This window comes from Methylobacterium sp. J-026, from assembly GCF_022829585.1.
GTDB lineage: Bacteria > Pseudomonadota > Alphaproteobacteria > Rhizobiales > Beijerinckiaceae > Methylobacterium.
In genome coordinates, this window is record NZ_JAKSYC010000156.1 from 38,443 (window position 1) to 51,454 (window position 13,012).

Genomic DNA, 13,012 nt, shown 5'->3' on the forward strand with positions numbered 1-13,012 from the left:
GAAGGGCCGGATCCCCGTCGAGTTCCCCCGACCGCAGGTCCCGCGCGCGGGGATGCAGACCGTGGTGCCCGGCCCCGATCCGCGCTCCTTACCCCGTCCGTGCCCCGTCCGTGCCCCATGCGGGCTGGCGTCACGCCCTCCGGACGCCGCCGAGCCGCAGTCCGACGCGGCGCAGGCTGCGCCGGACCCGATGGCGCAGGAGCGCGGCGCGCTCGGCGAGGCTCAGCCGGCGGAGACAGAAGACGTGGGACACGCGCCCGAGCCGCGGGCCCGGATCCGGCTCGCCCTTGCGCAGGGGGATGTCCGGGCGCTCCGCCGATTGCGCGATCGTCAGGACGCGGGCGCCCCGGAGGGTGACGCTGCGGAACATCGCGCGCGTGTAGTAGGAGAATTCATCGTAGGCGACGAGGCCGCGCCCCCGCCCGGTCTCCGGATCCTGCACCATCAGCGTGCCCGACCGCGGTCCGTAGGTGACGAGGATGCCGATCACATCGCGGGGGCGCCCCAGGGGGATCTCGGCGCGGGCGCCCTCAGGGATCTCCCGGAAGTGCAGCGGGATGCCGTTGCGGCGCAGATCGAACTCGCAGACCTGGCCGGGGAGGGTGCGCAGGGGCAGCGATTCGAACCGGCCCGGCAGTCCCCGGAACCACGGGAGGTAGTCGCGGCCCGGCGGCGGCGCGCGCAGGAAGCTGTAGACCAGGGTGCCGTAGAGGTCGGCCCCCGCCGGACTCGCATGGGTCCCGTCCCTCAGGAGATAGGTGATGTCGCCGGCGCCGGCCGCCGCCACGGGGGCGGCGATGTCGAGGGTCCGGATGCCGTAGAGGGCGCGGTACTCCGCGAGCAGGCCGGCGACGGGCTCGGCCGCGTAGTCGACCCCGCCCTGGTGGAGGTTGAGGAAGGCGACCGGCAGGTTCCGCCGGGCGGTCCCGGCGAGGATGTCGTCGAGATAGGCCCGCAGGGTCGCGCCGTCGAAATAGCGGACGTTGCCGGTGAACAGCTCCAGGAGGACGTGGTCGCAGGGGATCGCGTCCAGGATCTCGTCGATGAGGCCGGCGATGGAGGGCAGGGAGTGGCCGCCCCAGCCGCTCCGGACGAAGGTGACCGGGCGGCCCTCGGCCTCGGCCAGGGCGTTGGCCCGCTCGACATAGCCCGGCAGCTCCGTGACGCTGTAGCCGAGACAGAGGACGCGGACCATCGGAAGGGGGAACCGCTCGGCTCACGGTCGGGGAGGGGGATCGGGCCAGGTACCAGCCGATCCCGCCCGCGTCGAGGCGGCGGTCCTCAGTCGAGCACGATCGGGTAGCAGCGGGCGCCCACCGAGGCGGCGAGCACCTGCACGGCGCCCACCGTCGAGACGTCGCCGGCCACGTGGACCACGTCGGTGGCGCGCAGGCTCGGCAGGTGGGCGGTGAGGGGACCCGAGCGCACGTCCGGCGGGCGCTGGCGGCCACGGTCGGCGCAGAGCACGATCCGGGCGACGCCGGTGCGGCGCAGCCAGTCCAGGCTCTCGCGCATGTACAGGTCGAGGGCGTCCAGGGCCCCGACCGCCAGCGCCATCTCGCGGGCGGGCTCGACGTAGCGGGCCGCCCGGGCGATCGCCCAGATCGCGCCGAAGCCGGCGCCGGCCGCCACCAGGACGAGGCGCCCGCCCCCGGGGCGGTACTGCCCCCGGCCCACGGGGCCCTTGAGGCGCACGGGCTGGTCGAGCCGGATCGCGTCGACCGGGCCGCCCTCGGGGTCGCGGGCGACGTGGAACACCGCCTCGTTGATCTCGGCCGCGCCGTCGACCCGCAGGGTCGGGGACAGCGTCAGCGCTTGCATCCCCGCGAAGGTGACCAGCGCCTGGTGGCCGGGTTCGAGGGTGGGGCGCCGGGTCAGGGTCGCGACGATCTCGACGATGCCGGGGCTGAGCCGGCGGATCTCCGTGACATGGCCCTTGCGGACGGTGACGGGTTGGGCCGCCGCCGCCTCCTGGCCCGGGATCGGGGGCCCCGGGAGGGCCGGCCGCAGGGCCTCGGCCCGGGCCCGGCGGGCCGGCGGACGGCGCCCGGACGGCGCGACCGCCCCCTGGCCGGCGAGGAGGGTGCCGGGCTGGGCCTGCAGCGGCGCGATCATGCCCTCGGCGAGCGCCGCCTCGAGCGGCGTGTCGCCGGTCGAGACCCGCACCGACCGACCGTTGACGACGAGCGAGCAGCGCGCCCCCATGGCCTGACCCCGCATGTCCGCCGCGCGATCAGCGGGCACGGATCAGGAGCGAGTCGACCAGGGCCGCCCAGCGTTCCCGGGTCGCGCGGACGTCGTCGGTCGAGGCCGATTCGGTGAGGAGCTGGCGCTGCGCCCGCAGCGATTCGACCTCCTGCCGCTGGGCGCGGAGCACCGCCTTGACCACCTGAAGCTCGGTCTCGAGGCGGACGATCTCGTCGGCCTCGTCCAGATCGTTCGACAGGTCGTCCAGCAGGTCGTCGGCAGCCGCCTCGGCGGGGCGCGGATCGCGGCCGGGGCGGGGCAGACGGGTCCGGGCCTGCTGCTCGAGCCGCACCGGACGCGCCATCAGGCGGCGCACGAGATCGGAGCTGCCTGCCTGCTGGTAACGCCGCGCCGCCTCGGCCATCCGACCATCCCCATCCCGGGCGCTGAAGGACCCGTCCATCAACAGGATCTTGCGCGGGCATGGTTAAGGGCGGCTTAAACTGATCGATCGCTTTGTGCCCGTCGGCGGGGCGCGCCAGGCCCCCAGGGCATGTCCCCGAAACTCCGGCCCGGGAGCCCAACAGGGTTCAGGGTCGTCACCGCCCCTGCCACCGCGTCGATCGCCGGTCGGCAACGGACCGGATCGGCCGGGCCGGCCCCGACCTCACGCCGCCTCCGGCGCCGCCCCGACGATCTGGCGGGCCTGGAGCATGGTCATCGGCTCGCCGAAGGCCGGGCCGAGCGCGTATTCGCAGCCGAGCCCGGCGAGCGCCTGGGCGTCGGCCTCGGACTCGCAGCCCTCCGCCACGATGGCGAGGTTCAATTCGCTCGCCATCCGGACGATGGAGCGCAGGATCGCGGTCTGCCCGGTGCCGATCTGGCGCACGAAGGTCGAATCGACCTTGATCGTGTCGAAGGGGAAGCGCTGCAGGTAGGAGAGCGCCGAATAGCCGGTGCCGAAATCCGACAGGCACAGGCCGGCCCCGAGGTCGTGGATCCGCGCCAGCATCTGGGCGGCATATTCCGGGTTCTCCATCACCAGGCTCTCGCTGAATTCCAGCTTGAGCGAGCCCGGCAGCGCCCCGGAGCGGGCCAGCACGGTCTTCACGTCGTGCAGCAGGTCGTGGCGCAGGAGCTGGCGCGAGGACAGGTTGCAGGCCGCGAAGATCGGCGGCTCGACCTCCAGGGAGCGCTGCCAGGCGGCGAGCTCCAGGGCGGTCCGCTCCAGGGCGAAGATGCCGAGATTGACCACGAAGCCGCTCTCCTCGGCGAGCGGCAGGAAGGTCGTGGCCGGGATGCGCCCGAGCTTCGGATGGTCCCAGCGCAGGACGGTCTCGAACCCCGCCACGGTGCGGTCCTCGAGGCGGACCACCGGCAGGAACAGCACCTTCAGCTCGTTGCGCTCGATCGCCTTGCGCAGGTCGCTCTCCAGCATCAGCCGGTCGGTCCGGTCGGTGCGCATATGGGCGCGGAACACCTCGATCCGGTCGCCGCCGTTGCGCTTGGCCTGGATCATGGCGACCTCGGCGCTCTTGAACACCTCCTCGCGCTTGAGGTTGGCGCCGGCCTCGTGGAGGGCGAGCCCGATCGAGACGGTGAGGAAGATCTCCCGGTCCGCGTAGGTGATCGGCGTGGCGATCGCCCGGCGGATCATCTCGGCGAAGGCCAGGATCCGGTCGGGCTCGCGCTCGGACAGGAGGATCACCGCGAACTCGTCGCCCGCCACCCGGGCCAGCGTGTCCTGCGGCCGCAGCAGGCGGCCGAGCCTTCGGGACAGGGTCAGCAGGATCGAATCGCCCGCCGACAGGCCGATCGCGTCGTTGATGCCCTTGAACCGGTCGACGTCGAGCACAAGCACGGTCGGCTTGAGGCGCGGGTCCTGGCTGGCGAAGGCCAGAGCCGCGTCGAGGCGGTCGCCGAACAATTCGCGGTTGGGCAGGCCGGTGAGGCTGTCGTGCACGGCGTCGTGGAGCAGGCGCTCCTCGGCGGTCTTGATCTCGGTGACGTCCGCGATGGTGCCGACCACCCGGATCACCTCGCCGTCGGCGCCGATCACCGGCCGCGCCTTCAGCCGGTACCAGAAGAACGTGCCGGCGGCCGAGCGCAGGCGGAAATCGTGGACGATGCGGCCGCGCCGCTCCTCGATGACCGTGTCGAGGGCCGCCGAATAGCGCTCCACGTCGAACGGGTGGAGCGTGCCGAGCCAGTTGGTCGCCGGCCCCTCCAGGGTGCCGCGGGGCAGGCCCAGCTGGGCCTCGATCTCGGGACCCGCAAAAACCCGGTCGGCGGGCACGTCCCAGTCGAACACCACGTCGCCCGCCCCGGTCAGCGCCAGCGCCCGGCGCTCGGTGTCGGACACGAGGGCGTGGCTGAGGCCGCCCCCCGCGAAGGCGTGCTGGAGCACCGTGAAGCCGATCAGCATCACGATCAGCACGAGGCCGCCGATCAGCGCCGGCTGCACGAGGTCGCTGCCGATCTGGCCGGTGACCGCGAAGCCCGCCGCCGTCACCCAGATCACCAGCAGCAGCCAGGTCGGCACCAGCAGGATCGCCCGGTCGTAGCCGTTATGGACCGCGAGGTAGAGGATCAGCAGCAGCCCAATGCCGGCGACAGCCGCGATGGAGATGCGCGCCACCCCCGCGGCCACCGGCGGGTCGAACACCGCGAGCCCGACGAGGCCGGCCAGGAAGGCCAGCCAGAAGAACGCCACGTGGCTGTAGCGCACGTGCCAGCGGGCGAGGTTGAGATAGGCGAACAGGAAGACCAGGAGCGTCGCCCCGAGCACCGCCTCCGCGGAGGCCCGGTAGACCCGCTCGGCGAGTTCCGTGACCGGGAAGACCCGCTGCAGGAAGCCGAAATCGATGCACGCGTAGGCGAGGACCGACCAGGCGAGCGCGGCGGCGGCAGGGAAGATGATCGCGCCCTTGACCACGAACACGATGGTCAGGAACAGCGCCAGCAGCCCGCTGATGCCGATGATGATGCCCTTGTAGAGGGTCAGGCCGGCGGCCTTCCGGCGATAGGCGTCCTGGTCCCAGAGGTGGAGCTGGGGGATGTTGGCGCCGCGCAACTCGGCCACGTAGGTGATGGTCGTGCCGGGATCCAGGGTGATGGTGAACTGGTCGGCTTCCGGATTCTCGTCCCGCTCCGGGCGGATGCCCTGGCTCGCCGTGATGGCGGCGATCCGCGAGCCGCCGAGATCCGGCCAGATCACCCCGGAATCCACCAGCCGGAAATGCGGGGCGACTAGGATGCGGTCGATCTGCTCGTCGGTGTCGTTGGTGAGCGCGAACACGATCCAGTCGGGCCGGGCGCCGGCATCGCGGGCCTTCACGACGATCCGGCGGACGATGCCGTCCTTGCCGGGCGCCGTGGAGATCTGGATCAGGTCGCCGTCCGAGCGATAGCGCTCGATGGCGGAGGTCAGGTCGATCACCGGCGCGTCGAGGGTGACGCGCACCGCCTCCACGGCCCGGGCGGGACCGCTGAGCGCGAGGGCACCGACGAGGCCGCCGACCAGGGTCAGGAGGAGGGCGAGGATGCGCAAGGGTGTCTTGACTTCCGGCCGTGCGAGAAGCGGCATCGACCGCCCGGGCGGCCTCGATCGATAGGTGCGGGCCCGACCCGGGGCAAGGTCGCCCCGGGGCCGGTCCACATGCCGCGGATCGCGCTCCTTTGCGGCCAAATCAAGTTGGGCGGGGCAGGGGCTGGCCGTTCCGGGGCGTCTCCGGGCCTGTCCGGCTCGGATTCTCCCCTGCGCGCGCCGCATCCTGAGAGGCTACGAATCCACGTGATATGAGCACGCGCGATTCCACAGCTCTCCCTCCCCCCTCTGCGGGGGAGGATGGGGCGGCCGTCAGGCCGGGTCGGGAGAGGGGAGCCCGGCTTCAAGATAAGGCACAGCCTTCATGGCGGGCGCAGCTTCATCCTGCACCGTCGCCCCCCCCTAGCGGGACTTCGCCCCGACCCCCTCCGGGGGCCACCCTGCCCCGCAACGGGGAGGGAGGGAGGGCGCACGGCATTGTCGCGCCCGCGCGGCCCACCAAAGAATCACGCCCCCCGGAGCGCGGCTCCGATCCGGTCCAGGCTGGGCAGCTTGCGGATCGGGCCGATCGCCGCCAGCGTCGGTGCGCCCTTGAGCATCGCGGCGGCCGCGGCGCGGACATCCGCCACCGTGACGGCGTCGACCTTGGCGATCACCTCCCCGGCGGGGATCACCCGGCCCCAGGCCAGGATCTGGCGGGCGTTGCGCTCGATCCGCCCGCCCGGGGTCTCCAGCGCCGAGAGCAGCGAGACCTTGAGCTGCGCCTTGGCCCGGGCGATCTCGGTGGCGTCGAGGTCGCGGGCCGCCCGGGCGGTGGCCGCGAGCGTCACGTCCACGAGCTCGGGCAGGTCCGCCCCCGCGGTCCCGGCGCCGATGCCGAACAGGCCGCAATCGGAGAACGGCCAGTGGAAGGCCTGGATCTCGTAGGCGAGGCCGCGGGTCTCGCGCACCTCCTGCCAGAGCCGGGAGGTCAGGCCGCCACCGAGCACCTGCGCGAACATGTGCAGCGCGTAGTAGCCCGCGTCCCGGAACGACAGGCCCGGCAGGCCGATCACCACGTTGGCCTGTTCGAGCTTGCGCGGCATCCGCCGCTCGCCGCCGCCATAGACCCCCGGGACAGCGGCGGGCGCCCCCGCGGCCGGCAGGGCGCCGAAATGCCGCTCGGCCGCCGCCACGATCGCCTCGTGGGTCACGGCCCCGGCCCCGGCCACGACGATGCGGTCCGGCGTGTATTCCCGGGCGAGATAGGCGCGGATCCCGGCCTCGTCGAAACTCCGGATCGTCTCGGGCCGCCCCAGGATCGGCCGGCCGACCGGCTGGTCCGGGAAGGCGGCTTCGGTGAAGGCGTCGTAGACCACGTCGTCGGGGGTGTCCTCGACGGCGGCGTATTCCTGCAGGATCACGCCCTTCTCCCGGGCGAGTTCGCCGGCGTCGAACACCGAATCCGTAAGGATGTCGCCGATCACGTCGAGGGCGAGGCCGGCATCCTCGCCGAGCACCCGGGCGGTATAGCTCGTCCCCTCCGTGGAGGTGGCGGCGTTGATCTCGCCGCCGACATTCTCGATCTCCTCGGCGATTCTCTGGGCCGAGCGCGTCCGCGTGCCCTTGAACGCCATGTGCTCGATCAGGTGGGACAGCCCGGCCTCGTCCGCCCGCTCGTTGCGCGAGCCGGCCCCGACCCAGACGCCGAGGCTGGCGGTGGCCACGCCCGGCATCGGCTCGGTGACCACCGTGACGCCGTTGGGCAGCTGCGTCGTGCGCAGGGACGGGGAGGCGGCGTGCGTGGAGAAGTGCTGGTTCATCGACGGCTCGTCGCGTGGGGGGCCGAATCCGGCGCGGGATCCCTCCCCCGTCTGCGGGGGAGGGTGGCCCCCGAAGGGAGTCGGGAATGGGGAACCCGGCTTCCGGAAGGGGCAAAAGCCTTCATGAAGGCCGAGCGATGTCCTGCACCGTCGCTCCCCTCTTGCGGGACTTCGTCCCGGCCCGACCCCTGCTGACGCAGAGGGCGCCCATTGGGCCACCCTCCCCCGCAGAGGGGGAAGGGGGACCGTCGCGCCAAGCTCACGCGCCCCTCGTGATGCGGGCGCGCGCGCGGATCAGCCGCTCCACGGCGGCCTGGTCGTTGGCCACTGGGGTCATGCGCTCGGGCCGGTCCATGAGGTCGGCGAGGTGCGGCGGCAGCGGCGGGCGCAGGCCGCCGGTGGCCTTGGCGACCGCGTCCGGGAACTTTGCGGGGTGCGCCGTGGCGAGGGCGACGACAGGGGTTGCGGGGTCCTGCTCCAGGAGCCGGCGGGCGGCGCGCACGCCGATGGCGCTGTGGGGATCGAGGACCACCCCGGTGGCGGCCTGGGTCAGGGCGATCTCTTCCATCACGTCGTTCTCCGGCACCGCGACGGCATCGAACTCGGAGCGGATTGTGGCCAGCACCTCCGGGCTCAGGGAGAAGCCGCCGGACTGCTTCAGCCCGGCCATCAGCCGCGCGAGGGACGAGGCGTCGCGGCCGAGCGCCTCGAACAGCAGCCGCTCGAAGTTCGACGAGATCTGGATGTCCATGGAGGGCGAGGTCGTGGGCACGACCCCGCGCAGCGCGTAGGCGCCGTGCTCCAGGGTGCGCACCAGGATGTCGTTGGCGTTGGTGCCGATCATCAGCCGCTCGATCGGCAGGCCCATCCGCTTGGCGACCCAGCCGGCGAGCACGTCGCCGAAATTACCCGTGGGCACCGCGAAGGAGACCGGGCGGTGGGGGGCGCCCAGAGCGACCGCGCTGGTGAAGTAGTAGACGGCCTGCGCGGCGACCCGGGCCCAGTTGATCGAGTTGACCCCGGACAGGCGCACCGAATCGGCGAAATCGGCGTGCTGGAACAGGGCTTTGACCAGGTTCTGGCAATCGTCGAAGGTGCCGTCGACGGCCAGCGCGTGGACGTTCTGGGCCGGCACCGAGGTCATCTGCCGCCGCTGGACCTCGGACACGCGCCCGTGCGGGTAGAGGATGAAGATGTCGACCCGGTCGAGGCCGCCGAAGGCCTCGACGGCGGCCGAGCCGGTATCCCCCGAGGTCGCGCCCACGATGGTGGCGCGGGTGTCGCGCTGGACGAGGACGTGGTCCATCAGCCGCCCGAGCAGCTGCATCGCCACGTCCTTGAAGGCGAGCGTCGGCCCGTGGAAGAGCTCCAGCAGGAACAGGTTGTCGTCGAGCTGGGTCAGCGGGCAGACCGCCGGATGGCGGAACGTGGCGTAGGACTCGTCGATCATCCGGTCGAGGTCCGGGCCGGCGATCTCGCCGTCGATCAGCGGGCGCAGGACGCGCTTGGCGGCCTCCGCGTAGGGCCGGCCCGCCAGCGCGGCGATCTCCGCGCGGCCGAGCTGCGGCCAGGTCTGGGGCACGTAGAGCCCGCCGTCGCGGGCGAGGCCCGCCAGGAGCGCGTCCGAGAACGAGAGCGGCGCGGCCTCGCCGCGGGTCGAGACGTGGAGCACAGGGGCCTCCGAGGAAGGCGCCCCGTCTACACGATGCCGGCGGGCGTGTCGAAAGAAGAGGGCGGCCTCCGCCGCGCGGCCGGTCTGCCCGCGGGGCAGGGCCGGTGGCTTAACCGGGGCTGAACGGCACGGTTCAGGGCCGGTTCGGACACCGACGCCTATCAGCCGGATGGCCCGGCGGCGCGCGGATCTCTGCGCAAAGATGCGGGCGGACCGATCCTCGAAGAGAGCCGACATGACCCGAATCATCGCCCTGGCCGGCGTCGCGGCCCTGCTGTCCGGCACCGTGGCCTTCGCCCAGACCCCGCCGCCGCCGCCCGGCGGCCCGAGACCCGGCCCCGAGGCCGGTGCGCCGCCGCCGCCGCCGCCGGGCGGGCCCCGGCGCGGCCCCGGCCCCGACGGCCCGCCGCCCCCGCCGCCGAGGGGCGCCCATTTCGTGATCGCGCGCGGCGACGCCCGCCTCGACGTGAAATGCGCCGACGACGAGACGACGAAGGCCTGCGCCGACATCACCCTGCAGCTCCTCGACAAGCTCGCGACCCTCCGGTCCGACGCGCGCTGACCCCGCCGGCGCCGGGCGCCGCCGCTCAGGCGTTGGTGCCCGGCGCCTTGATCAGGCGGCAGCCGGTGATGCGCCAGCGCCCGTCCGCGTCCCGGGCGAGGCTGTATTCGGCGGTCCAGTCGACGCCGTACTCGTCCTGGATCGCCACCGACTGCGTCACCCCCGCCGCGTCCGTGTCCTGCGCTTCGCCGAACACGAAGCTGCGGTGGCGGTAGACCGGGCGGTACTGGTTGCGCACCATGCCGAGGAACAGGTCGGCATTCGGGAACAGCTCCCGGATCGCCGGCGCGGCCTGATCGTAGGCGGCCTGCGCGTCGTCGCGTCCGAAGGCCTGTTCCTGCGCGGCGATCACCGCCCGGGCCGCCGCCCGGCCCCCCTCGTCGGCGGCCGCCGGTCCCGCGAGGCCGAGGACGAGGAGGAGGGCGGGCCACGCGCGCATCGCTGTCACTCCGGCAAGACCGAACCGAGACTTATCATCGACGTCAGGAAATGGTCCCCGGTTCGGCGACGACAATCGGCGCGCGACATCGCATTCAGACTTCCCGCATGGAAACCTGTTCTGGCCCTGCGGCCCGCACGCATCGAGCGCGCATGGGTTGGGCAGGCATCGCGCTGCGGTTGTGCAAGCCGCTGGAAAGAGAGGCATTTTCGCGCCGAATCGCCGCCGCGGGTTTGACCCTCCAGCCCGGTTTTGCGAGCCTCCGATCGGCCGACTCGGGTCCCGGGGGTCGGGAGCCGGCCCGGTGGAGCGCAGGTGGATGACGCAGAGCGAGGCCGCGACGGGGGCGCCGTCGCCCGGGGATCCCGTCGGCGGGACGCCGGGCGGACAGGCGGCCATGAGCCTCGGGGTGTTCATCCCGATCGGCAACAACGGTTGGCTCCTGTCGGAGAACGCCCCGCAGTACCGCCCGAGCTTCGCGCTCAACAAGGCGATCACCCTGAAGGCGGAGGGCTACGGGTTCGACTTCGCCCTGTCGATGATCAAGCTGCGCGGCTTCGGCGGCAAGACCGAGTTCTGGGACCACAACCTCGAATCCTTCACCCTGATGGCCGGGCTCGCGGCCGTCACCACCCGGATCCGGCTGTTCGCCACCGCGGCGACCCTGTGCCTGCCGCCGGCGATCGTCGCCCGCATGGCCGCGACCATCGACTCGATCTCGGACGGGCGCTTCGGCCTGAACCTCGTCACCGGCTGGCAGAAGCCGGAATACGACCAGATGGGCCTGTGGCCGGGCGACGCGTATTTCGCCGATCGTTACGCATACCTGGCCGAGTATGCTCAGGTGCTGCGCGCGCTGTGGGAGACCGGCGTCAGCGACCTCAAGGGCACGTATTTCCAGATGAACGATTGCCGGCTGAGCCCCCGGCCGCAGGCGCCGATGAAGATCATCTGCGCCGGCCAGAGCGGGGCGGGGCTGGCCTTCACGGCGCAGTATGCCGACTACAATTTCTGCCTGGGCAAGGGTCTCAACACGCCCACCGCCTTCGCGCCCGTGGTCGACAGGCTGGCGGAGGCCAGCGCGAAGACCGGGCGGCGGGTGACCTGCTACGCCCTGTTCATGATCGTCGCCGACGAGACCGACGCCGCGGCCATGGCCACCTGGGAGCACTACCGGGCGGGGGCGGATGCCGAGGCGATCGCGTGGCTCGGCCGCCAGGGCGCGGCCGACACGACCTCCGGGGCCGACACCAACGTGCGCCAGCTCGCCGATGCCGCCGGGGCGGTGAACCTCAACATGGGCACCCTGGTGGGCAGCTACGCCACCGTGGCCGCCATGCTCGACGCGATCGGGGCGATCGCCGGGGTGGAGGGCGTGCTGCTGGTGTTCGACGATTTCCTCAAAGGGCTCGACGCCTTCGGGACGCGGATCCAGCCGCTGATGCACACGCGCCGGCACATCGCCGCGGCGCCGCTGGCGGAGGTCGCGTGATGGACGCCGCCCCCGCGGGGTTCCGCGATGCAAGGGGCCGGCACGGCGGCGTGACGCTGCCGGCCCGGCCGGAACCGATCGCCTTCGATCCCGCCGCCACGGTGCTGATCGTGGTGGACGTGCAGAACGCCTATGCGAGCCCGGGGGGTTACCTCGACCTCGCGGGGTTCGACGTGTCGGGCACCGGCCCGGTCATCGCCCAGATCGTCCGCGCGGTGGCGGCGGCGCGGGCTTCCGGGATCCGGGTCCTGTGGTTCCAGAACGGCTGGGACCCGGACTACGTCGAGGCCGGCGGCCCGGGCTCGCCGAACTGGCACAAGTCGAACGCCCTCAAGACGATGCGGCGGCGACCCGACATGAACGAGCGCCTGCTCGCCAAGGGCTCGTGGGACTACGCCCTGGTCGACGCCCTGAAGCCGGAGCCCGAGGATATCGTGCTCGGCAAGCCGCGCTACAGCGGCTTCTACAACACGCCGCTCGACAGCATGCTGCGGGCAAGGAGCGTGAACACGCTGGTCTTCACCGGCATCGCCACCAATGTCTGCGTGGAATCGACCCTGCGGGACGGCTACCACCGGGAGTATTTCGGGATCGTCCTGGCGGATGCCACCCATCAGGCCGGGCCGCGGAGCCTGCACGAGGGGGCGCTCGCCAATATCGAGACCTTCTTCGGCTGGGTCTCGGACGTGGCGTCGTTCGAACAGGCCCTGGCCGCGCAGGCGCGCACCGCAGCCGGATAGACCGCCCGCGGTCCCGGCACCCGCAACGCGAAAGTCCCAAAAGATGCCGAAGCAGGTCGTCGTTCCGCCGGGGTCGGCCAAGCCCCTGGCGCCCTATGTGCCGGGCACGCTGGCCGACGGGGTGCTGTACGTCTCGGGCACGCTGCCGCTCGATCGGCAAGCCAACGTCGTCCATGTCGGCGACGCCGGCGCCCAGACCCGCCACGTGCTGGAAACGATCAAGGGCGTGGTCGAGGCCGCGGGCGGCACGATGGACGACGTCACCTTCAACCACGTCTTCCTGACGGACTGGGCCGATTACGCGGCGATCAACGCCGTCTACGCGGAATACTTCCCGGGGGAGAAGCCGGCGCGGTACTGCATCCAGTGCGGGCTGGTGAAGCCCGACGCCCGCGTGGAGATCGCCTCCGTCGCGCATATCGGCCGGTGACGGACGGTCCGGCTTCGACCCCTCGGTCGCAGGTCTGGCCGGTCTCGAGTGTCCCGCAGGCGCCGGGCGCCGCGCCCGGTCATGGACCCGGCGTCGCGCGATCGGGAACCTGCGGGACACCCCGGGCGGGACGGAGCCCCG

General features: G+C 72.4%; 11 protein-coding genes. 4 read left to right on the forward strand and 7 right to left on the reverse strand.

Annotated elements, in window-relative coordinates; all coding sequences use genetic code 11:
* Positions 1 to 130 precede the first annotated feature (130 nt).
* The 6 genes from MKK69_RS14395 to thrC form a co-directional block, all read right to left on the reverse strand.
* Positions 131 to 1,195 (reverse strand): SGNH/GDSL hydrolase family protein, encoded by a 1,065-nt coding sequence (locus tag MKK69_RS14395; RefSeq protein ID WP_243968754.1) that lies wholly within the window; start codon positions 1,193 to 1,195, stop codon positions 131 to 133.
* Between the two features lie 86 nt (positions 1,196 to 1,281).
* The gene (locus tag MKK69_RS14400) at positions 1,282 to 2,205 is read right to left on the reverse strand and encodes a ferredoxin--NAD(+) reductase (RefSeq protein WP_243968859.1); all 924 of its coding nucleotides are present in this window, start codon (positions 2,203 to 2,205) and stop codon (positions 1,282 to 1,284) included.
* 28 nt (positions 2,206 to 2,233) lie between these two features.
* Entirely contained in the window at positions 2,234 to 2,611 is a 378-nt protein-coding gene (locus MKK69_RS14405) for a hypothetical protein (RefSeq protein WP_243968756.1), read from the reverse strand.
* Positions 2,612 to 2,854: 243 nt separating this feature from the next.
* On the reverse strand, positions 2,855 to 5,773 hold the full coding sequence (locus MKK69_RS14410; RefSeq protein ID WP_243968758.1) for an EAL domain-containing protein: 2,919 nt from the start codon (positions 5,771 to 5,773) through the stop codon (positions 2,855 to 2,857).
* A gap of 467 nt (positions 5,774 to 6,240) precedes the next feature.
* Positions 6,241 to 7,536 (reverse strand): M16 family metallopeptidase, encoded by a 1,296-nt coding sequence (locus tag MKK69_RS14415; protein WP_243968760.1) that lies wholly within the window; start codon positions 7,534 to 7,536, stop codon positions 6,241 to 6,243.
* Positions 7,537 to 7,795: 259 nt separating this feature from the next.
* On the reverse strand, positions 7,796 to 9,208 hold the full coding sequence (gene thrC, locus MKK69_RS14420) for a threonine synthase (protein WP_243968763.1): 1,413 nt from the start codon (positions 9,206 to 9,208) through the stop codon (positions 7,796 to 7,798).
* Between the two features lie 235 nt (positions 9,209 to 9,443).
* On the opposite strand from thrC, the gene MKK69_RS14425 reads away from it, so the two are divergent.
* Complete coding sequence (locus tag MKK69_RS14425) at positions 9,444 to 9,770, forward strand: hypothetical protein (RefSeq protein ID WP_243968764.1); 327 nt, start codon at positions 9,444 to 9,446, stop codon at positions 9,768 to 9,770.
* Between the two features lie 25 nt (positions 9,771 to 9,795).
* Here MKK69_RS14425 and MKK69_RS14430 read toward each other — a convergent pair whose 3' ends face one another.
* Positions 9,796 to 10,209, reverse strand: coding sequence for a DUF4864 domain-containing protein (locus MKK69_RS14430; protein ID WP_243968765.1), 414 nt, complete (start codon positions 10,207 to 10,209; stop codon positions 9,796 to 9,798).
* 397 nt (positions 10,210 to 10,606) lie between these two features.
* On the opposite strand from MKK69_RS14430, the gene rutA reads away from it, so the two are divergent.
* From rutA to rutC, 3 genes are read left to right on the forward strand one after another with little or no spacing between them, the layout of a single operon-like run.
* Positions 10,607 to 11,701: a pyrimidine utilization protein A gene (gene rutA, locus MKK69_RS14435; RefSeq protein ID WP_243968861.1), complete on the forward strand. Its 1,095-nt coding sequence runs from the start codon at positions 10,607 to 10,609 to the stop codon at positions 11,699 to 11,701.
* Positions 11,701 to 12,441 carry a pyrimidine utilization protein B gene (gene rutB / locus MKK69_RS14440; RefSeq protein WP_243968767.1) on the forward strand — a complete coding sequence of 247 codons (741 nt, stop codon included), beginning with the start codon at positions 11,701 to 11,703 and terminating at the stop codon, positions 12,439 to 12,441. The genes rutA and rutB overlap by 1 nt, the downstream gene beginning before the upstream one ends.
* Before the next feature lie 43 nt (positions 12,442 to 12,484).
* Positions 12,485 to 12,871, forward strand: coding sequence for a pyrimidine utilization protein C (gene rutC / locus MKK69_RS14445; protein ID WP_243968769.1), 387 nt, complete (start codon positions 12,485 to 12,487; stop codon positions 12,869 to 12,871).
* The last annotated feature ends 141 nt before the right edge of the window (positions 12,872 to 13,012 follow it).